The following is a 19,764-nucleotide window of genomic DNA, read 5'->3' on the forward strand; positions in this document are numbered from 1 at the left end:
CGGCGGCAGTCTAGGCTCAGGCAGCGGCCTTGGCTACGCGGGAGCGACATGGCTGGTTGGATTTGATCGCCGACTAGTCGACCGCGATCAGCGCTGCGGCAACGCGCCGCTCCTCGCCGACGAGGACGTTGTAGGTGCGTGCCGCGGCCGGCGTCGCCATCGCCTCGACGGTGATGCCGGCGGCCTTGAACGGATCACGCAGCGCGGGCGGCAGGAAGGCGATGTCATGGCCGATGCCGAGGATCAGGAAATCGATCGTTTCGGCCTCGTCGAGAACCGGCTGCAGGCTCTCCAGCGTGACCTGCGCGAAGGATGTGACCGGCCAGATTCGGATGCCGGACGGCGTCGCCAGGATCGAGCCGCGGTGGCTCATCCCGGCGAAGCGGAAGCCGCCGGCGCCGAAGGCGTCGAGCTGGTAGCGGCCGGGTACGAAGCCGTCGAAGCGACGCTCCATGACTACCTCTCGCGGTTGCCGACAAAGCGCGTCGTCCCGGGCGACCGGAGGGAGACCCGAAACCCATTCCGGAACCTTGATCGGTGAGGCTCAGGAATGGATCCCGGCTCTGCGCGGCTACGCCGCCCCGGCCGGGATGACTTGCGCCATATGCGAATAAACGACAGGCCCTCAGACCCGCGCCTTGGCCTCGGCCAGTTCCTCGCTCTGGTCGAGGCGGCCGGCGCGCACGTCGAGATAGAGCAGCACCGGTGTCGAGACGAACATCGCCGAATAGGTGCAGACCATCACGCCGAACAGCATGACCAATGCGAAGCCCTCGATCGCCGTACCACCGAAGAAGACCAGCGCGATCAGCGCCAGGATCGTGGTGGTCGAGGTGATGGCGGTGCGCGACAGCGTCGAGTTGACGGACAGGTCGAGCAGCTCCGGGATCGGCATGGTCTTGTAGCGGCGCAGCAATTCGCGCGTCCGATCGAACACCACGACGGTCTCGTTGAGCGAGTAGCCGACGATGGTCAGGATCGCCGCGATCGAGGTCAGGTTGAATTCGAGCTGCGTGATCAGGAAGAAGCCCATGGTCAGCACGATGTCGTGCATGGTGCCGACGATCGCGCCGATGGCGAGCTGCATCTCGAAGCGGAACCAGAGATAGACCAGGACGCCGATGATCGCGAGCACGACGCCGAGCGTGCCGGCCTGGACCAGTTCGCCCGAGACGCGCGGACCGACGGTCTCGACGCGGCGGAACTCGTAGGCGTCGGCGAAGGCGGCCCGCGCCTTGGTCACCACCGCCTGCTGCGCGACCTCGCCGCCGGGCTGGAGCGCAAAGCGCATGGAGAGGTCACCGGCATTGCCGAATTCCTGGACCTCGACCTCGCCGAAGCCGAAGCTGTTGGCGGTCTGGCGGACCTGCGCGATGTCGGGCTTGCCGCTCTTGGCCTGCATCTCCATCAGCGTGCCGCCGCGGAAATCGATGCCGAAATTGAGGCCGACCGTCAGGAACAGCACCAGCACCAGCACCGAATAGGCAGCCGAGAACGGATAGGCGAGACGGCGCCAGTGGACGATGCGGAACTTGGTGTTGTCGGGAACGATGCGAAGCAGGCGCATGGTCTGTTATCTCCTGGCCTGCGGGATCAGAACGGAAGGGCCTTCGGCCGCGCCCAGCGATACCAGAGCGCAATCAGCATGCGCGTCAGCGTCACCGCGGTGATGACCGTGGTCAGGATGCCCAGGATGAAGACGACGGCAAAGCCGCGCACCGGGCCGGAGCCGAGCGCGAACAGCGCGACCGCGGCGATCAGCATGGTGACGTTGGAGTCGATGATCGTCGCGAAGGCACGCGTGAAGCCCGCTTCCAGCGCCGAGACCAGCGATCTGCCGAGATGCGATTCCTCGCGCATGCGTTCGTAGATCAGCACGTTCGAATCGACCGCCGTGCCGATGGTGAGCACGATTCCGGCGATGCCAGGCAGGGTCATGGTGGCGCCCAGCAGCGACATCAGGCCGAGGATCAGGCAGACGTGCACGAGCAGCGCGATGCTGGCGATGATGCCGAACAGCCCGTAATTGCCGATCATGTAGAGGATGACCAGCACGGTCGCGATGATCGTCGCCATCTTGCCGGCCTGGATCGAGTCCTGGCCGAGGCCGGGGCCGACGGTGCGCTCCTCGACGATCGTCATCTTCGCCGGCAGGGCGCCGGCGCGCAGCAGAATGGCGAGGTTGTTGACGGCCTCGACCGTGAAGTTGCCGGAGATCTGGCCGGAGCCGCCGGTGATCGGCGACTGGATGACCGGGGCCGAAATCACCTTGTTGTCGAGCACGATGGCGAGCTGGCGGCCGAGATTCTCGGTGGTCGCCTGGCCGAAGCGCTGGGCCCCGCGGATGTTGAAGCGGAAATTGACGATCGGCTGGCTGGTGCGCTGATCGAAAGCCGGCTGGGCGTCGATCAGATCTTCGCCCTCGACGATGACCTGACGGCTGATCGGGATCGGCTGGCCACCCTGGTCCTGCGAGGGCAGCATGTCGACATCGCCGGCATTCGCATCCGCGACCATGCGGAACTGCAGCTTGGCGGTCTCGCCGAGGATCTGCTTCAGGCGCTGCGGGTCCTGCAGACCCGGTACCTGGACCAGGATGCGGTCGAGGCCCTGGCGCTGGATGTTCGGCTCGGTGGTGCCGAGCGCGTCGACGCGGCGGCGCAGCACTTCCATCGCCTGCTCGACGGCGCGGCGGATACGCTCGTTCGCGCCGGCCTCGGTGACGCTAAGCTGGATCAGGCCGTCGGGGTTCTCGTTGACCTCGATCGACTGGTTGCCGGAGGGTCCGAAGGCGCCGAAGGTGCCGATCGGCTGGGCGAGCTCGCGCAGCTTCGGCATCAGCTTGGCGCGGTCGGCCGCGTCGGGAACCCGCAGTTGCACGCCGCGCGGGGTCAGGCCGATGCCGCCCTGCAGGCCGACGCGCTCCTCGCGCAGGATGCGGCGGACGTCGTCGCGCAGCTGAGTGACCTGGCTGCGGATCAGGTCGGCGCGGTCGATCTCGAGCAGGACGTGCGAGCCGCCCTGCAGATCGAGGCCGAGCGTCATCGCATGGATCGGCAGCAGGAAGCGCGGGATCCAGGCCGGAGCGCCTTGCTCGATCGCCTTGCGGGTCTCGGGCGAGAACAGGTTCGGCACGGCGAGCCCGCAGCCGAAGACCAGCACGAGCAGAACGAGAATGACCTTGCGGGCCTGGAGACGAAGCATCTGTATGAACAGCCTTGTTGGCGGGCGCGGCGTCTAGCCGCGCCTCACGGCCTTCAGCTCTTGACCGGCTCGCCCTTGGCGCGCACGTCCGAAACCATGCCCTTGAGGATGCGCACGCGCACGCCGTCGGCGATCTCGGCCTCGAGCTCGGCGTCGTCGATCACCTTCGAGACCTTGGCGATGATGCCGCCCGAGGTGACGATCGTGTCGCCGCGGCGCACGTTCTTGATCATCTCCTGATGCGACTTCACCCGCTTCTGCTGCGGCCTGATGATCAGGAACCACATGATGATGAAGATCAGGACGAACGGAACCAGCGACATCAGCACGTCGTTGGTGCCGCCGCCTCCAAGGCCCTGGGCAAAAGCGGGGGTGATCACGGGAAGGCTCCTTCACGTCGCCGCCGATTGACGGCCGGCCGGCGCGGGGGTTGCAAAATCGCGCGGACTATAGCCAGCGATGTCATGAAATCAATCGAAAGCGACCGGTCCTGCGACCGTTCTCCCAGCTAAGCGCTCCCTGCTCTGCGCGCAATGGCCTTGCCTTCACGAGCAGAGCGGAGTTATGAGCGTACCGTACCGTTCGGTACGCCATGTTAGCGGACCCGCTGCGATGACCGACACCGCCCCCGACCAGACGCTCGCCACCCTGCTGCGCATCGCCGACGCGCTGGAGCGCCTCGCGCCGCCCGCCAAGCGCACGCCCGATCTCTCCGCTGCCGACGCCTTCGTCTGGCATGCCGCCGGCCATGAACTTGCTCCGGTCGCCAAGGTGAACCGCGTCGCGCTGGGGCTGCTGCGCGGCGTCGACCGGGTGCGCGATACGCTGGCCGAGAACACCGAGCGCTTCGCCCGCGGCCTGCCGGCCAACAACGTCCTGCTCTGGGGGGCGCGCGGCATGGGCAAATCGTCGCTGGTCAAGGCGGTGCATGCCGACACCAACAAGCGACTGCCGCCTGGCGCCCTCCCCCTCAAGCTGATCGAGATCCACCGCGAGGACATCGAGAGCCTGCCGGTGCTGATGGGGCTGCTCAAGGCCGATCCGCATCCCGCCATCGTCTTCTGCGACGACCTCTCCTTCGACGGGCAGGACACCTCCTACAAGTCGCTGAAGGCGGCCCTGGACGGCGGCGTAGAGGGGCGCCCGGAGAACGTCGTGTTCTACGCGACCTCGAATCGCCGGCATCTGCTGGCGCGCGAGATGGTCGAGAACGAGCGCTCGACCTCGATCAATCCTGGTGAGGCGGTGGAAGAAAAGGTCTCGCTGTCGGACCGGTTCGGCCTCTGGCTCGGCTTCCACAAGTGCAGCCAGGACGAGTACCTTTCGATGATCGAAGGCTATGTCGGCCATTTCGGCCTGACGATCGAGCCGGAGCAGTTGCGGCGCGAGGCGCTGGAATGGGCGACGACGCGCGGCTCGCGCTCCGGGCGTACGGCCTGGCAGTACATCCAGGACCTGGCGGGGCGGCTGGAAACGAAGCTGGAGGGGTGACAGGGCGTCATTCTCGGACGGAGCGAAGTGTAGATCCGAGAACCTCATGACGAGAAAGGCGCCAACCAGAGCCCGTCCTGCCTGAGATAATCGGGTCAAGCCCGAGCATGACGCATCGAAAAAAGAAAAGCGGGGCGGCCTTTCCTGGGACCGCCCCGCCTGGTTTCGACCGGTGGGGTCTCGCAATTGCCGGTCGAAGTCTGACCGGGACTAGTTGCTGCTGAGATAGGGCATCGGATCGACCGGGGTCGAACCCTTGCGCAGCTCGAAGTGCAGCTGCGGCGAGTTGACGTTGCCGGACTGACCGGACTTGGCGACGACCTGGCCGCGCTTGACCGTCTCGCCACGCTTGACGTTGAGCTCGCCGTTGTGGGCGTAGGCCGAGACATAGCCGTTCGGGTGGCGGATCAGCACGAGATTGCCATAGCCCTTGAGCTCGCTGCCGGCATAGGCGACGACGCCGCCCTCAGCCGCCTTGACCGGCGTGCCTTCGGGAACCGCGATGTTGATGCCCTCATTGCCGCCCTTGCCGGCATAGCCGGTGATGACGCGGCCACGGGCCGGCCAGCGGAACTCGGCGCCGGACGAAGCGGGTTCCTCGGCCTTGGGCAGGCTCGCAGTGGTCTGCGGCTCGGCGGCCTTCGGCTCAGGAGCAACCACCTTCGGCTGCACGGTGACCTTGTCGGCCGGCGCGCTGGCGACAACCGGAGCGGCAGTCTTCGGCTTGGCCGGCTGAGCGACAGGAGCCGGGGCCGGCGCCGGCAGCGCCGCGGCCTTGGTCTCGTTGCCGGCCTTTGCGGCGGCCTTGGCCTTGGCCTCGGCGGCGAAGCGGGCACGGGCCTCGCCCATGCGCTTGGCATCGGCGGCGGCTTTTTCCTTGGCCTCGGCGGCAGCCTGCGCTTTCGCCTGGGCAGCCTGTGCCCGGGTATCGACGGCCGCGACCTTCGGGGCAGCCGCGGACACGGCCGGCGCGGAGGCTATCGGACGCGACACCGGCGGCGGAGCAGAGCGCGGTTGCTCGAAACGGTTATCGCTCGGCGCCGGCTGGCGCGCGGCGGTCTGCGAGCCGCCGCCATTGTAGACGGGGACGACGATGCGCGAACCCGGCGTGACTTCGCCGCGGAGGCCATTAGCCTGCATCAGCGCCGAACGCGGCACGCCGTAGCGACCCGCGATCACGTCGAGCGTTTCGCCATGGGCGACGACGATCGGGGTGCCGCCCTGGGGGCTCCAGCCGGCGGCCGAACCCGGCGCGCTCGGAGCGGGGGCGGATTGCGGCGCGGGACGGGCAGCGACCGAAGCGGTCGGTGGCGCCAGAGGCTGGCTGCGCACGCTCGGATTGCCGGCGGCGGAGGCCGTCTCATAGGACTGGCTCGGACCGTTGCGGCCGATCGAGCCTGTCGTGGCCGGATCGCGCTGGGGGGCCGGGGCCTGAGCGGTCTTGAAGGGATTGCCGAAAGGCGCCTCGGTGAAGCGCATGGCCTCCGAGGAGCAGGCGCCCAGGCCGGCCGCAAGGGCGCAGACCGACACGGCGCGAACCACGGATTTCGACACGGCCAGCTCGACTTGCTTACGCATGGACTCTGCACTCGCGAACGACGCAACTCTACGGTCCGCATTAAAGAGCCGGTTAGGTTAAGAAGGCGTTTCGCTACTGACAGGTCAGGTGAATTTTCGAAGGCAGCCGCAATCTCCCTGACGGTGGCGCGCCCGTCATGGTCGGGCTTGTCCCGACCATCCACGCCTTCGCCTGATGGATCGAATGCCGTGTTCAAGACGTGGATGCTCGCCACAAGGGCGAGCATGACGGACTGGATCAGAGTGACGCCTGCAAGGAATCTACAGCGCCTGCGACAGCCCCGGCGCCAGCGGCGGGATGCGCATGATCGCGCCGAGCGCGTGATCGAAGCCGTCCTCGCTGCGGGTGACCACGACGAGCCGCCCTGCCCCCTCGACGCGCAGCGCCCCGACGAGGCGCCCGCCGATCTCCAGCCGGGCAAGCAGCGCCTCCGGTACCGTCTGCATCACGCCGTTGACCAGGATGCGCTCGAAGCGACCGAGCGTACGATCGGGCTGCAAGCCGTCGGCATGGCGCAGCTCGACCAGCTGCGCGAAGCCACCACCGGTGAGGCGCTCATGCGCGGCGAGTGCGAGCGTGCGATAGCGCTCCAGCGAGACGACCTTGCCCCCCATCGCCGCGAGCAGCGCCGCGACATAGCCCGATCCGGATCCGACCTCGAGCACCCGGCAATCGGGCTTCATCTCGAGCGCGCCGACCAGCGCGGCGACCGTGTGCGGCGCAGTCATGGTCTGGCCGCAGGGGAGCGGCACCGAGACGTCCTGGCGGGCGAGATCGGCGAAGCGCGAGGGCGCGAAATGCTCGCGCGGCACGCGCTCCATCGCCCGGAGCAAGGCGAGGTCGCGCACGCCGCGCGCGCGCAACGACAACAGGAAAGCGACGGTACGTTCGCTCTCGCTGCTGGCGCCCTCGTCGGTCATCCCTCCCGCCCTCAGGCGAAGAGTTGTGCAAAGCGCGTCATCGTCGGCTCATGCGTCAGGTCGAGCTCGAGCGGCGTCACCGAGATCTTCTTCTCGGCGAGGGCGCGCAGGTCGGTGCCGTTGGCCGGCTCGTGCTTCCCGCGCTGGAAGGCGATCCAGTAATAGGGATTGCCGCGCCCGTCGCGCCGCGGCTCCAGCCGCATCAGCTCCTGGTCTCGCCGGCCCTGCGCCGTCACCGCCACGCCAACGACCTCGGCCGGGGGCACGTTCGGGAAGTTGAGGTTGAACAGGATCCCCTCGGGAATCCCCTCCTCCAGCAGCCGGCGGATGATGCCGGGCGCATGCTGCAGGGCGCAGTCCCAGATGATTTGGGTGCGGTCGCCCGCCATATAGGCCTGGCTCACCGCGATCGAGGGAATGCCGAGCAGCGTGCCTTCCATGGCGGCGGCGATGGTGCCGGAATAGGTCACGTCCTCGGCGACGTTCTGGCCGCGGTTGACGCCGGAGAGCACGAGATCGGGCTTCATCTCGGCCATGACCGAGCGCACCGCCATGATCACGCAATCGGTCGGCGTGCCCTGGACGGCGAAGCGCTTCTCCTCGATCTGGCGCAGGCGCAGCGGGTTCGACAGCGAGAGCGAATGCGCCACGCCCGACTGGTCGGTCTCGGGCGCGACTACCCAGACATCGTCGGAGAGCTGGGCCGCGATCTGCTCGAGGACGGCGAGGCCCTCGGCATGGATGCCGTCGTCATTGGTCACCAGGATGCGCATGGGCTCAGGCCGCCTTCTTGATGCGGGTGACCCCGCGCATATAGGGAACCAGCACGTCCGGCACGGTGATCGAGCCGTCGGCGTTCTGGTAGTTTTCCATCACCGCGATCAAGGCGCGGCCGACCGCCGTGCCCGAGCCGTTGAGGGTATGGACGAAGAACGGGCCCTTGCCGTCCTTGGTCTTGTAGCGGGCATTCATGCGACGCGCCTGGAAATCGCCGCAGACCGAGCAGGACGAGATCTCGCGATAGGTCTTCTGGCCGGGCAGCCAGACCTCGATGTCGTAGGTCTTCTGCGAGGCGAAGCCCATGTCGCCGGTGCACAAAGTCATGACGCGATAATGCAGGTCGAGCTTCTTCAGCACGTTCTCGGCGCAAGACAGCATGCGCTCATGCTCCTCGCGCGACTTATCCGGCGCGGTGATCGAGACGAGCTCGACCTTCTCGAACTGGTGCTGGCGCAGCATGCCGCGCGTATCGCGCCCGGCCGAGCCGGCCTCGGAGCGGAAACAAGGGGTCAGCGCGGTATAGCGGCGCGGCAGCTCCTCTTCGGAGACGATCATGTCCGCAACGAAATTCGTCAACGTCACCTCGGACGTCGAGATCAGCCAATGCCCCGTAGTGGTCCGGAACAGGTCTTCTTCGAACTTCGGCAGTTGACCAACCCCGTAGACCGCCGAGTCTCGCACCAGCAGAGGCGGATTGACCTCAGTATAGCCGTGTTCCTCCGTGTGCGTGTCGAGCATGAACTGCCCGATGGCGCGCGACAGCCTGGCGATCTGGCGTTCCAGCACGACGAACCGCGAGCCGGAGAGCTTCGCCGCGGTCTCGAAGTCCATCTGGCCGAGCGCCTCGCCGAGCTCGTAATGCTCCTTCGGCTGGTTGACGCCAACGAGGCGCTTGCCAGTCTCTTCCGGCTTCGTGCCATGGGCATGCAGCAGGACATTGCCGTGCTCGTCGGCCCCTTCCGGCACCTCGTCGAGCGGCGTGTTCGGAATCGCGGCGAGCTGGGCGTTCAGCGCCTCGACTGCGGCCTTCTCCTCGGCTTCCAGCGCCGGCACCTGCTCCTTCAGCGCGGCGACCTCGGCCTTGAGCTGTTCGGCCAAAGCGAGGTCCTTCTGGCCCATCGCCTTGCCGATCTCCTTGGAGAGGGCGTTGCGACGCTCCTGCGCGGCCTGTGCCTTGCTGATCGCGGCCCGGCGCTGGTCGTCGAGCGCCAGCAGCGACGACGACAGTTTCTCAAGCCCGCGCCGCTGCAAGCCCCGATCGAACGCCTCAGCGTTCTCGCGAATCCATCTGATGTCGTACATCGCTCAAGCCGATCCGTTGTGGAATCGGCTGATGCTCTAGAGCATGCCGCGCCGGCACGGAAGCGCTGCGTCGCCGTGGGCGGGTGCGGGCGAGACAGAGACAGGTTTGCGCGGGATCCCCTCTCCCGGATGGGAGAGGGGTAGGGGTGAGGGACCGCCGCCTGTTGCTGGGGCGAGGCGGCCGCCGTTACGCCGTCTGAGGATAGGGCAGGCCCTCATCCCTGCCCTTCTCCCACACGGGAGAAGGGTTCCCCGCGCCTTACCTGTTACCGGGCCTTCAGTAAGGCGGCTCCTGATGGACGAGCTTGCCGTCGATCAGCAGGCGCTTGATCGCCGCCTGTCCGGAGCTCGACACGGCCGCGACGATTTCGAGCCGCTTGCGCTCGGTCGTCTCGATGGGGCGGCCGGTGCCTTCGGGCACGAAATAGCTTTCGAGGCCATAGCTGACGCGGATGGCACGGCGGCCGGCATTGCAATCGGGATCGCCGTCGGCATTGGCGACGCAGGCGCCGGCCGAGGCGACCTTGCCCACGATCACGGTCTCGCCGGCCCCAGCAGCCGGACGGGCGAGATAGACGCCTTTCGCCTCGGCGAGCCCATCGGCCCCGGGCGCGACGCGGACGAAGACCGTCTGGTTGCGCTCGAAGCTCTTGTCGCCGTCGAGCCTGGAGAGATCGAGCGTGCTGATCTTGTAGCCGAGGATGACATAGTCGCCGCGAAACAGGTCGCGCGGGTCGACGGGCGCCGTCGCGAGCCTGATCTCGGTGCCGGAGCGCAGGATGCCGGCGCGCGACTCGACCATGGCAAGGATCAGCGCACAAAGCAGGACAATGGCGGCGAGCCCGCGCCAGAGCGGCGAGACGCGGCCGGTAAAGGCATCGGCGGACGGCAGGCGGATCACGGCGTGGCCTCCACCGGCTTGCTGAATTTGGCGAGGAGCCGGCGCATCCCGCTGGCGATCGCGATGAGGGCCGCGCCGCCGACCAGGAAGAACAGCGACTGGTCGAGCAAGGTGCCGATGGTCTGCCAGAGCAGAGTCACGATCGCGATGGCGAACAGCAGCGAGCCGGCGATGCTGAGCCGGCGCACGCCGCCACCCGCACCGGCGACGACGAGGCCTATCGCGATCGAGAGAATCAATGCCGCCACGACGATCTTGCCAGCCATGCTGACCGCGCCGCCGCTCCAGAACAGCACCGGTACCAGCAGCGACATCACGAGCGCCGCTGCCAGCGGCCAGGCGAAGCGGCGCTCGCGCGCCAGCAGGCCGAGGCCGATCACCGCCGGCAGCGCCAGCGCATAGGCGACATAGTTCAGCGAATGCGCCGTTCCCGCCTTCGCCTCGCTCGGATCGAGGATGCGGATCAGCTCGACATTGAGCGACAGGATCAGCCCGATCAGCCCCCAGGGCAGGAAGGCGGTGAGCAGGCCCGGCCCGCCCCGGTCGAGCGCCAGCGCGCCGAGCGCGACGAACAACGCGGAGACGGCGAGCCCATAGGCGAGCAGGCCGTAGTCGAAGCGCAGGAAGGCCGGCTGGCCCGGCAGTGTCGCGAACCAGCCGAGCAGCGCCAGCGCCGCGACATGATGGACGAGGCGGTTGTGGCGGGTCGCGGCCAGCCAGAGCGCCGGCAGGAAGGGCAGCCAGAACAGCAGGTGCGCCCTGCTCTCGCCCTCGTCCCAGCGACCGCCGGCCCAGCAGCCGATCCCGACGATGGCAATGACGAGCGCCCCGTTCGAGCGCAGCAAAAAGGCGACGATCAGCGCGCCGAGCGCGACCAGCAGCGCCCCGCCCGGCCAGTCGGTCGGCAGATGATACATCTGGCCGACGAGCGCGACGCCGGCAGCGAAGATCAGCGTGCCGCAGGTCGCGGCGGCGTCCGCGCCGCCTGTCGAACCGCGACTTTCCAGCCGGGCCGAGATGCCGAGCGCGCCGGCGAGGCCGAGCAGGATCATGACGAGCTTGGCGATGCGGGGGATCTCGTCCCAGTTCGCCGCGACGAAGGCGGAAACGCTGGAGGCGATCAGCAGGCCGCCGAACAGGCCGATCAGGGCCGGCAGCTTGAAGCCGCCGCCCTCCTGCGCCAGCGAACGGCGGATGGTCGCGGCGCTTTCGGGACTGACCAGCCCCTCTCCCACCCAGCGACCCAGATCGGCTTCGAGCCGTTTGCGATAGGAACCCGTCAGCATGCGCGCTTATTTGGCACGGGCTGACGGGTTTTGGCGAGATAGCCTGTCTTAGGCCGCCTTGACCTTGCGCTTCCGCGCAAGATCGGGCGGCGTCGCCTCCTCGACCAGCGCCGCGACCACGGCGTCGAGGCTCATCACCGTCTGGGCCTGGCTGCCGAGGCGGCGCACGGTCACGGTCTTCTCCTCGGCCTCGCGCTTGCCGACGGCGAGGATGACCGGGACCTTGGCCAGCGAGTGCTCGCGCACCTTGTAGCTGATCTTCTCGTTGCGCAGGTCGGCGCGGGCGCGCAGGCCGGCCGAGAGCAGCGCCATGGTGACCTCCTCGCCATAGGCGTCCGCCTCCGAGGTGATCGGTGCGACCACGATCTGCTCGGGCGCCAGCCAGAGCGGGAAATGCCCGGCATGGTGCTCGATCAGGATGCCGACGAAGCGCTCCAGCGAGCCGCAGATGGCGCGATGGACCATGACCGGCTGCTTCTTCTCGCCGTCCGAGCCGATATAGAAGGCGCCGAAGCGCTCCGGCAGATTGAAGTCGACCTGCGTCGTGCCGCATTGCCAGTCGCGGCCGATGGCGTCGCGCAGGACATACTCGAACTTCGGCCCGTAGAAGGCACCCTCACCCGGGTTGATCTCCGTCGTGATCCGGTTGCCGGACTGCTTCGCGATCCTCTCCAGCACCCTGGTCATGACGTCTTCGGCATGGTCCCAGACCGCATCGGAGCCGACCCGTTTCTCGGGGCGCGTCGAGAGCTTGATGACGAGATCGTCGGTAAAGCCGAAATCCTCGTAGACCGACAGGATCAGATCATTGATCGCCAGGCACTCGGCGGCGAGCTGCTCCTCGGTGCAGAAGATGTGCGCGTCGTCCTGCGTGAAGCCGCGCACGCGCATCAGCCCATGCAGCGCGCCGGACGGCTCGTAGCGGTGGACATTGCCGAACTCGGCCAGCCGGATCGGCAGGTCGCGATAGCTCTTGAGGCCGTGCTTGAAGATCTGGACATGGCCCGGGCAGTTCATCGGCTTAAGCGCGAAGACCTTCTGGTCGCGCGTCGGATCGTTCGGGTTCTCGAAGGCCGAAGCCGACTTCACCGCGAACATGTTGTCCTGGTACCAGCCCCAATGGCCCGAGGTCTCCCAGAGCGACTTGTCGAGCACCTGCGGGGCGTTGACCTCCTCGTAGTCGGCGGCGAGCCGCCGGCGCATATAGGTCAGCACCTCCTGGAACAGCCGCCAGCCCTTAGAGTGCCAGAAGACGACACCCGGCCCCTCCTCCTGGAAATGGAACAGGTCCATCTCGCGGCCGATCCGGCGATGGTCGCGCTTCTCGGCCTCCTCGATCTGCTTGAGATGGGCGTCGAGCTCCTCCTGCCGGGCGAAGGCGGTGCCGTAGATGCGCGTCAGCATCGGGTTCTTGCTATCGCCGCGCCAATAGGCGCCGGCCACCTTCATCAGCTTGAAGGCGTTGCCGACCTTGCCGACCGAGGTCATGTGCGGGCCGCGGCAGAGGTCGATCCAATCGCCCTGCGCATACATCTTCAGCGTCTGGTCTTCCGGAATCGCATCGACCAGCTCGACCTTGAAGGCCTCGCCCTTGTCGCGGAAGAAGGCCTTGGCCTTGTCGCGGCTCCAGATCTCCTTGGTGAAGGGTTTGTCGCGCGCGATGATCTCGCGCATCTTCTTCTCGATCGGCGCGAAATCCTCCGGCGAGAACGGCTCGTTGCGGAAGAAATCATAGAAGAAGCCGTTCTCGATCACCGGGCCGATCGTCACCTGCGTGCCGGGATAGAGCTCCTGCACAGCTTCGGCGAGGACATGGGCGCAGTCGTGCCGGATCAATTCCAGCGCGCGCGGATCCTCGCGGTTGAGGAACTCGATCTTCGCGTCGGCGGTGATCGGATCGGCGAGGTCGACGACCACGCCGTCGAGCGCCATCGCGACCGTGCGCTTCAGGAGAGAGGGCGAAATGCCGCCGGCGAGTTCCCTGCCGGTGATGCCGGACGGGAATTCGCGCTGCGCGCCATCGGGAAATGTCAGGGAGATCGTCATCGATCGGCTCCTGCTCACTCGGGGATACAAGCCCCGTAAGCCAAGGCCGGCTGCATGAATGAGCGGGGCGACGCGGCCTGCAGCCGGTTCGGCACGCGCGCCGGGGAGGCCTATACGAGCGGGAAGGTGCAGGCAATCGGCGAATGGCTCTTCCCTCGGAAGCTGTCGGTTTCGTCATGTTCCGGTCAGGTCGCAGCAAGCCAGGCTCACCCAGCATCGCGGCCTCGCCCAATCGGAGCCGACAGCCATGCCTCGCCACCTCGTTCTGACTATCGCCCTCGTTGCGCTCATACCCGCGGCGGCCCTGGCGCAGACACCCGGTCGTACGGCGATCCGCAACGCCTGCGCTGCCGATTTCCAGAAGCATTGTCCAGGCATCCAGCCCGGCGGCGGCCGCCTCGCCGCCTGCTTCAAGGAGAAACAGGCGGCCTTCTCCGCCGATTGCGTGGCGACGCTGCAGATCGCCAGGTCTCAGCGTCGCTCGAACTGATCACCTTCGTCCGCCGCTGCCACCGGCGGCGCGTTGACCCCGCGCCAGCGGCCATAGGCCCAGGGCTTGTACCAGGCTCCCTCCGGCGGCAGCTCCTCGCAGACGATGTCGATCCCCGAGGTGCCGAGCGGCGTGCAGCGGCAGATGCGGGCGAAGCCGACCCAGCCGCCGGCCCAGAGCCCGTGCCGCTGGATCGCCTCGTCGGTATATTCCGAGCAGGACGGCCAGTGCCGGCACTGCCGGCCGATCAGCAGTGAGAAGCTGAGTTGGTAGCCGCGGATCAGCAGATGGGCGCCTCGGCGCGGCAGGCGCAAAAACGCCTGTCGCCATGAAAGGCTTTTTTCAGCATGTTTAGGCAAGTATGACTCAGGCAAACGCTGCCGGCTCCCTCCAGCCAAACTTATATCGCCCCTCTTCGATCCCGCCTTCCCAGATTCTGGTCATGATGCGCGCACGCTTCCTTGCCTCCGCCACCGCCCTCTGCGGGCCGCTGCTCGCGCTCGCCCTGACTACGCCCGCGGCGGCACAGCAGCGAGCCTATCTGATCTGGCTCGACGCCGCCAAAATCGACGTCGCCAAGGTGATGGGCCTGCCTCCGGCACAGAACTCGCCGGAGCATCGCGCCGAGTTCGAGAAGGTGCTCGCCCTCTCCTCCGCCCGCACACCGGAGCGCGAGAAGCAGGCGATCGCCGACCAGTACCAGACGTTCAATGCCTTCCTGAAAGGCATGGACCACAACTATATCGACGGCACCCATCGCGAGACACGGCTCTTGATGCGCGAGGCGCAGGTCGAGCTCGCCATCCTGCTGAAGAGCGTCAACCGCCTGACCAGCCGCATCCGGCCGTTCCAGATGTGGAACAAGGTCAGGGTCAAGCCCTGCCCCGGCGGACGGCCGGAAGGAACCTCCTTCCCCTCGGCCCATGCCGCGACCGCAGCGCTCTATGCCACGCTGCTCTCGGACGCCGTCCCCGAACTCGCCGACAAGTTCGAGGAGCGGGTGAAAAGCTATGACGAAAGCCGTCTCATCTGCGGCTTCCACTACCCCACCGACCTGGAAGCCGGCGACAAGATCGGCCGCGTCGTCGCCAAGGCACTGTTGGCCGAGAAGGCTTTCAAGGTCCGCTATGACGAGACGAAACCGGAAATCCGCCAGGCGTTCGGGCTGAAATAACCTTCAGCCTGCCACAGTCTCGCGCCGCTTCGCCTCGATCTGGCCGATCGCGTCGACCACCGCGTCGAAGGTCAGCATGGTCGAGGCGTGGCGCGCCTTGAAGTCGCGCACCGGCACGAGCACGGACAGGTCCGCCCATTTACCGCTGGGTGGTTCAGCGCCGTCCTTCAGGATCGCGCGGGCCTGCTCGCGGACCTCGCGCAATTCGGCGGCAGTCGAGCCGACGACATGGCGCGCCATGATCGAGGACGAAGCCTGGCCGAGAGCGCAGGCGCGGACATCGTGGCCGAAGCCGGTGACGACATCCTCGTCCATCGTCAGGTCGATCGTGACCGTCGAGCCGCAGAGGCGCGAATGGGCGGTCGCCGTCGCATCGGGCACCGGCAGGCGCTCGAGCAGCGGGATGTTTCCTGCCAATTCCAGGATTCGCTTGTTGTAGACATCGTTCAGCATGTGCGAGCCCATGCGGGGGTGGATCGACCCGCCTTCCACCCCAATATAGAAAGGACCCTCCCAGATGGGGAGGGCCGTCTCGCCGCAGCAGTCGACGAATTGATCCATCCCCGCCTTCCGCACGTAGGAGGGCGAGACAACAGAACGGAAGGCACCACATGGACGCCGTGGTTAAGTCCTTATCCGCGGACCAGGCCCTGCGCCCGGCCGCAGACACCTTTCTCGTCAGAAAGCCGACGCGGGAAGAAGCCGAGGAAGCGGTGCGCACCCTGATTCTCTGGGCCGGCGACGATCCTTCGCGCGAAGGCCTGCTCGAGACACCCGGCCGCGTCGCCAAGGCCTATCGCGAACTCTACAAGGGCTACGACGAGGACCCCGAGGAGATTCTCGAACGGGTTTTCGAGGAGGTCGACGGCTACAGGGACATGGTCCTCGTCCGCGACATCCCGTTCTACTCGCATTGCGAGCACCACATGGTGCCCTTCGTCGGTAAGGTCCATATCGGCTACTATCCGAACGGCGGCGTGGTCGGCCTGTCGAAACTGGCCCGCGTCGTCGAGGTCTATGCACGCCGCCTGCAGACGCAGGAGACGATGACGGCGCAGATCGCCCAGGCGATCGAGCGGACGCTCAAACCAGGCGGCGTCGCCGTCCTCGTCGAGGCCGAGCACATGTGCATGTCGATGCGCGGCGTACAGAAGCAGGGCTCGTCGACGATGACGACGCAGTACACCGGCCGCTTCCGCGATCCGGCCGAGCAGGTGCGCTTCTTTACCATGGTGAAGTCGCCGGGGCTGTGAGCCCACGACCTGCGCTCCGACGCGTCATGCTCGGGCTTGCCTCGCGCATCTCGGAAACCAGTATCTTCTGGCCTTGAGATTCCCGGGCCGGCGCTTCACGCCGCCCGACAATGACGGCTCACGTTACCTGCCGTATATGCGAGACGTCACCGTCAGGATTCCAACATGACTGCCTTCCCCACCCTTTCAGCCAAAGCCGAGATCGAAGAGGGCACGGTCCTTGCTCCCAAGTTCGACCGCGACGGCCTCGTCACCTGCGTTACCACCGACGCTGTGACCGGCGAGGTGCTGATGGTCGCGCATATGAACGCCGAATCGCTGCGCCTCAGCATCGAAACGGGCGAAGCCTGGTACTGGTCGCGCTCGCGTCAGGCGCTCTGGCGCAAGGGCGAGACCTCCGGGCAGTTGCAGAGCATCGTCGAAATGCGGATCGACTGCGATCAGGACGCGATCTGGATCAAGGTCAATGTCGGCGGCGACGGCGGCTGCTGCCACACCGGTCGCCACAGCTGCTTCTATCGGGTTAAGCCGGTCGGCACCGCGGCCGACGGACCACTGACCATCTGAACCCGGACTGCCTGCTTCGTTGGCAATCCTTTCACCAAGCTTTCATGTTTCCTTCAAAAGCGACTGATAGCCGCCTAGGGTCCCGGCGCCGTTCATCTTTCGCTCATCGGCTGGCGCGATCCTGAAGTCCTCCCGCGGAGGGATCGCGCCGATGAGACTGGAGAACATCGCCAGACGGGCCTTTGGATTGGGCGGCGGCGGAGCTGCGATGAACGATCTCGTTTCCCGACCCGCCGCGCGCCTCAGCCGGCCGCGGATCGGCCTTGCCCTCGGCGGCGGCGCTGCGCGCGGCTGGGCGCATATCGGCGTCCTCGATGTTCTCACCGAGGCGGGCTACGCGCCCGAAGTGATCGCCGGCACCTCGATCGGCGCGGTCGTCGGCGGCTGCTACGCCGCCGACAAGCTCGAGCAATTGCGCGAATTTGCACTTGGCCTGACCAAGCGCCGCGTCGTCGGGTTGATGGATTTCCATCTCGGCGGCGCCGGGCTGATCGCCGGCGGCCGGCTGAAGCGCCTGCTGGAACGAGATCTCGCCGGCCTGCAGATCAGCGATCTCAGGCAGACTTACGCCGCCGTCGCAACCGAACTCGGCACCGGCCATGAGATCTGGCTGACCCGCGGCTCGCTGGTCGACGCGCTGCGCGCCTCCTACGCGCTGCCCGGCGTATTCGACCCGGTGAAGCTTGGCGGCCGCTGGCTGATGGATGGCGCGCTGGTCAATCCGGTGCCGGTCACGGTGGCGCGCGCGCTCGGTGCCGACGTCGTGCTCTGCGTCAACCTGAACAGCGACATGACCGGCCGCGGCACGGTGATCCAGTCCTACGGCGCCGATCCGGACCCGGAGCCCGTGGTCGAGCAGCGCCCGGCGACCGGCTGGTTCGGCGGCGTGCGCGAGCGCATGCGCGGCATCGTCGGCAAGGCCAATCACGAGCAGCAGCCGGGCCTCGCCGGCGTGATGATCGACGCCTTCAACATCACCCAGGACCGAATCTCGCGCTCGCGTCTCGCAGGCGATCCACCGGATGTGATGATCGGCCCCAAGCTCGGCCGCGTCGGCCTGTTCGACTTCCACCGCGCCGACGAAGCGATCGCGCTCGGCCGGCAGGCGGCGGAACGCGCGCTGGACGAGATCGCCGCGATCGTCGCGGCCAATCACCTGCCGCTGAACTAGACGCGAAGGGCCGATTTAACGCCCGTTTCCGTCATGGTCGGGCTTGTCCCGACCATCCACGTCTTCGCCTTAGTGATCCAAGGCGGAATTCAAGGCGTGGATGCTCGCCACAAGGGCGAGCATGACGGGGGTGAAGCCTCACGCCATCGCGATATAGTCGCGCATCGCCCGGCTCTCGGCCTCGATCTCGGCGACCCGATGCTTGACCACGTCGCCGATCGAGACGATGCCGGCGACCCGACCGTTGTCGACCACCGGCACATGCCGGAAGCGGCCTGACGTCATGATCTCCATCAGATCGTCGACGCTGGTATCAGGCCGGCAGGTCACGACCTTGGCGGTCATGGCGCGCGACACCGGCGTCTCCAGCGCCGCGGCGCCATCGGTGCCCAAGGCCTTGATGATGTCGCGCTCCGACAGGATGCCGAGCAGGCTGCCATCGGCGCCGGTCACGACCACCGCGCCGATCCGCTTCTCCGCCAGGGTCCGCGCTGCCTCGCCAAGCGTCCGGTGGGGCTGCACCGAGATCACCTCTGCGCCCTTGTTGCCGAGAATATGAACGACGTTCATCGACTCCTCCTCCAGCGATAGCGGCACCGTTGACCGGCGCTCATTTGATGGGTTCGACGGCAGCAGCGCCGGAACGCGGATCGTTGCGTCCGCGATACGACGCCAGCTTGGACTCGTTCGACTGTGAGCGAAGTCTGAGGCGACGGCAAGGCGTTCCCGGCAGGAAAACTGCCCGCTCCGGTTGCAATCAGCGCCGCACCGGCCCGCGATCGAGCAGCGGGAACAGCAGAAGCCCGGCGAGGAAGCCGCCGATATGCGCCTCCCAGGCGATGCTGGTTTCCTCGCCGAGAATCGGCACCAGCCCGGCACCGAACAGGATGTTGGTGACGAACCAGATCACCACGAACAGCATGGCCCGCGAATTGCGCCAGAGGCCGCCCAGCGGCTCGGCCGGAATCGCACGCACCACCTCGTCGTGGCCAAGCCCGCCGAAATGCACGCCCGGGGAGAACACGAAGCGGATCGCCGCCGCCGTCGCGCCCGAGACACCGGCCGAAGCGCCGACCAGCGGCAGGACGTCGAGTTCGCGCGACCACCAGTGCAGCAGGGCGCCGGCGATCGTGGACACGGCCATCAGCAACAGGAAACGCCCGGCCCCGAGCCGGCGTGCGACCGGACTGCCGAAGGCGGCCAGCCAGACGACGTTCGAGACCAGATGCAGCCATGAACCGTGCAGCAGCCCATAGCTGAGCAGCGTCCAGAGCTGGCCGCCGCCATCGGCCAGCAGCAGGCGGACCAATTGCAGGCGCTGGACGAAATCGGGCGTACCGGAGGTGCCGAGCGAGCGGGCGATCTCCTCCAGGCGCTCCGGCGCGAACCAGAGCGTCAAGCGCGCCGGCACGAAGGAGAGCCACGAGACGAGCAGGAAATCGTCGCGCTCGCTGAGCAGCTCGCGCGCCCCCTGGATCAGCGCCAGGGCCGCGATCAGCCAGACGACGACGCCGGGCAGGTTGAAGACCGGCTCGCGCGCTGGCGAGCCATATGGATCGTCTGGGTTCGCCGACATCGCGCCCTCACTGGAGCATGGGCC

General features: G+C 67.1%; 21 protein-coding genes. 6 read left to right on the plus strand and 15 right to left on the minus strand.

Going from position 1 to position 19,764, the window contains the following annotated elements; genetic code table 11:
* Positions 1-73 precede the first annotated feature (73 nt).
* From BMZ21_RS03990 to yajC, 4 genes are all read right to left on the minus strand, one after another.
* The gene (locus BMZ21_RS03990; protein ID WP_091829931.1) at positions 74-454 is read right to left on the minus strand and encodes an Mth938-like domain-containing protein; all 381 of its coding nucleotides are present in this window, start codon (positions 452-454) and stop codon (positions 74-76) included.
* A gap of 171 nt (positions 455-625) precedes the next feature.
* Entirely contained in the window at positions 626-1,567 is a 942-nt protein-coding gene (secF, locus tag BMZ21_RS03995) for a protein translocase subunit SecF (RefSeq protein ID WP_091829933.1), read from the minus strand.
* A gap of 26 nt (positions 1,568-1,593) precedes the next feature.
* Positions 1,594-3,204, minus strand: a complete 1,611-nt coding sequence (secD, locus tag BMZ21_RS04000) for a protein translocase subunit SecD (protein ID WP_091829935.1) — start codon at positions 3,202-3,204, stop codon at positions 1,594-1,596.
* A gap of 53 nt (positions 3,205-3,257) precedes the next feature.
* Positions 3,258-3,527, minus strand: a complete 270-nt coding sequence (gene yajC / locus BMZ21_RS04005) for a preprotein translocase subunit YajC (protein WP_091830596.1) — start codon at positions 3,525-3,527, stop codon at positions 3,258-3,260.
* A 289-nt stretch (positions 3,528-3,816) separates the two neighbouring features.
* Between yajC and BMZ21_RS04010 the strand changes: the two genes are divergently transcribed.
* Positions 3,817-4,695 carry an ATP-binding protein gene (locus BMZ21_RS04010; protein WP_091829937.1) on the plus strand — a complete coding sequence of 293 codons (879 nt, stop codon included), beginning with the start codon at positions 3,817-3,819 and terminating at the stop codon, positions 4,693-4,695.
* A 210-nt stretch (positions 4,696-4,905) separates the two neighbouring features.
* On the opposite strand, the gene BMZ21_RS04015 is transcribed toward BMZ21_RS04010, so the two are convergent.
* From BMZ21_RS04015 to thrS, 7 genes are all read right to left on the minus strand, one after another.
* Positions 4,906-6,273, minus strand: a complete 1,368-nt coding sequence (locus BMZ21_RS04015; RefSeq protein ID WP_091829939.1) for a LysM peptidoglycan-binding domain-containing M23 family metallopeptidase — start codon at positions 6,271-6,273, stop codon at positions 4,906-4,908.
* Between the two features lie 261 nt (positions 6,274-6,534).
* Positions 6,535-7,194: a protein-L-isoaspartate O-methyltransferase family protein gene (locus tag BMZ21_RS04020; protein ID WP_091829941.1), complete on the minus strand. Its 660-nt coding sequence runs from the start codon at positions 7,192-7,194 to the stop codon at positions 6,535-6,537.
* Positions 7,195-7,205: 11 nt separating this feature from the next.
* Positions 7,206-7,967, minus strand: a complete 762-nt coding sequence (surE, locus tag BMZ21_RS04025; RefSeq protein ID WP_091829943.1) for a 5'/3'-nucleotidase SurE — start codon at positions 7,965-7,967, stop codon at positions 7,206-7,208.
* Positions 7,968-7,971: 4 nt separating this feature from the next.
* On the minus strand, positions 7,972-9,276 hold the full coding sequence (serS, locus tag BMZ21_RS04030) for a serine--tRNA ligase (RefSeq protein WP_091829945.1): 1,305 nt from the start codon (positions 9,274-9,276) through the stop codon (positions 7,972-7,974).
* Between the two features lie 277 nt (positions 9,277-9,553).
* A complete protein-coding gene (locus tag BMZ21_RS04035) occupies positions 9,554-10,177 on the minus strand; it encodes a GDYXXLXY domain-containing protein (RefSeq protein ID WP_091829947.1) in 624 nt (207 codons plus the stop codon).
* Complete coding sequence (locus BMZ21_RS04040; RefSeq protein WP_091829948.1) at positions 10,174-11,463, minus strand: DUF2157 domain-containing protein; 1,290 nt, start codon at positions 11,461-11,463, stop codon at positions 10,174-10,176. The genes BMZ21_RS04035 and BMZ21_RS04040 overlap by 4 nt, the downstream gene beginning before the upstream one ends.
* A 48-nt stretch (positions 11,464-11,511) precedes the next feature.
* Entirely contained in the window at positions 11,512-13,509 is a 1,998-nt protein-coding gene (thrS, locus tag BMZ21_RS04045; RefSeq protein WP_091829950.1) for a threonine--tRNA ligase, read from the minus strand.
* A 247-nt stretch (positions 13,510-13,756) separates the two neighbouring features.
* On the opposite strand from thrS, the gene BMZ21_RS04050 reads away from it, so the two are divergent.
* Positions 13,757-13,999, plus strand: coding sequence for a cysteine rich repeat-containing protein (locus BMZ21_RS04050; protein ID WP_091829952.1), 243 nt, complete (start codon positions 13,757-13,759; stop codon positions 13,997-13,999).
* On the opposite strand, the gene yidD is transcribed toward BMZ21_RS04050, so the two are convergent.
* Entirely contained in the window at positions 13,981-14,313 is a 333-nt protein-coding gene (gene yidD / locus BMZ21_RS04055) for a membrane protein insertion efficiency factor YidD (protein ID WP_091829954.1), read from the minus strand. The genes BMZ21_RS04050 and yidD overlap by 19 nt on opposite strands.
* A gap of 128 nt (positions 14,314-14,441) precedes the next feature.
* Here yidD and BMZ21_RS04060 point away from each other — a divergent pair, with 128 nt between their 5' ends.
* Positions 14,442-15,173, plus strand: a complete 732-nt coding sequence (locus BMZ21_RS04060) for a phosphatase PAP2 family protein (protein WP_167561517.1) — start codon at positions 14,442-14,444, stop codon at positions 15,171-15,173.
* Positions 15,174-15,176: 3 nt separating this feature from the next.
* Here the strand turns inward: BMZ21_RS04060 and BMZ21_RS04065 are convergent, their stop codons facing one another.
* Positions 15,177-15,626, minus strand: coding sequence for an iron-sulfur cluster assembly scaffold protein (locus tag BMZ21_RS04065; protein WP_091830598.1), 450 nt, complete (start codon positions 15,624-15,626; stop codon positions 15,177-15,179).
* Positions 15,627-15,784: 158 nt separating this feature from the next.
* On the opposite strand from BMZ21_RS04065, the gene folE reads away from it, so the two are divergent.
* From folE to BMZ21_RS04080, 3 genes are all read left to right on the plus strand, one after another.
* On the plus strand, positions 15,785-16,426 hold the full coding sequence (folE, locus tag BMZ21_RS04070; RefSeq protein WP_091829958.1) for a GTP cyclohydrolase I FolE: 642 nt from the start codon (positions 15,785-15,787) through the stop codon (positions 16,424-16,426).
* A 165-nt stretch (positions 16,427-16,591) separates the two neighbouring features.
* Entirely contained in the window at positions 16,592-16,993 is a 402-nt protein-coding gene (hisI, locus tag BMZ21_RS04075) for a phosphoribosyl-AMP cyclohydrolase (protein ID WP_091829960.1), read from the plus strand.
* Positions 16,994-17,201: 208 nt separating this feature from the next.
* Complete coding sequence (locus BMZ21_RS04080; protein ID WP_244543684.1) at positions 17,202-18,164, plus strand: patatin-like phospholipase family protein; 963 nt, start codon at positions 17,202-17,204, stop codon at positions 18,162-18,164.
* Between the two features lie 138 nt (positions 18,165-18,302).
* Here the strand turns inward: BMZ21_RS04080 and BMZ21_RS04085 are convergent, their stop codons facing one another.
* Together BMZ21_RS04085 and BMZ21_RS04090 are read right to left on the minus strand one after the other, a co-directional pair.
* Entirely contained in the window at positions 18,303-18,734 is a 432-nt protein-coding gene (locus BMZ21_RS04085) for a CBS domain-containing protein (RefSeq protein ID WP_091829964.1), read from the minus strand.
* 187 nt (positions 18,735-18,921) lie between these two features.
* A complete protein-coding gene (locus BMZ21_RS04090) occupies positions 18,922-19,740 on the minus strand; it encodes a rhomboid family intramembrane serine protease (RefSeq protein WP_091829965.1) in 819 nt (272 codons plus the stop codon).
* Between the last annotated feature and the right edge of the window lie 24 nt (positions 19,741-19,764).

Source organism: Allobosea lupini (assembly GCF_900109525.1).
Lineage (GTDB): Bacteria > Pseudomonadota > Alphaproteobacteria > Rhizobiales > Beijerinckiaceae > Allobosea > Allobosea lupini.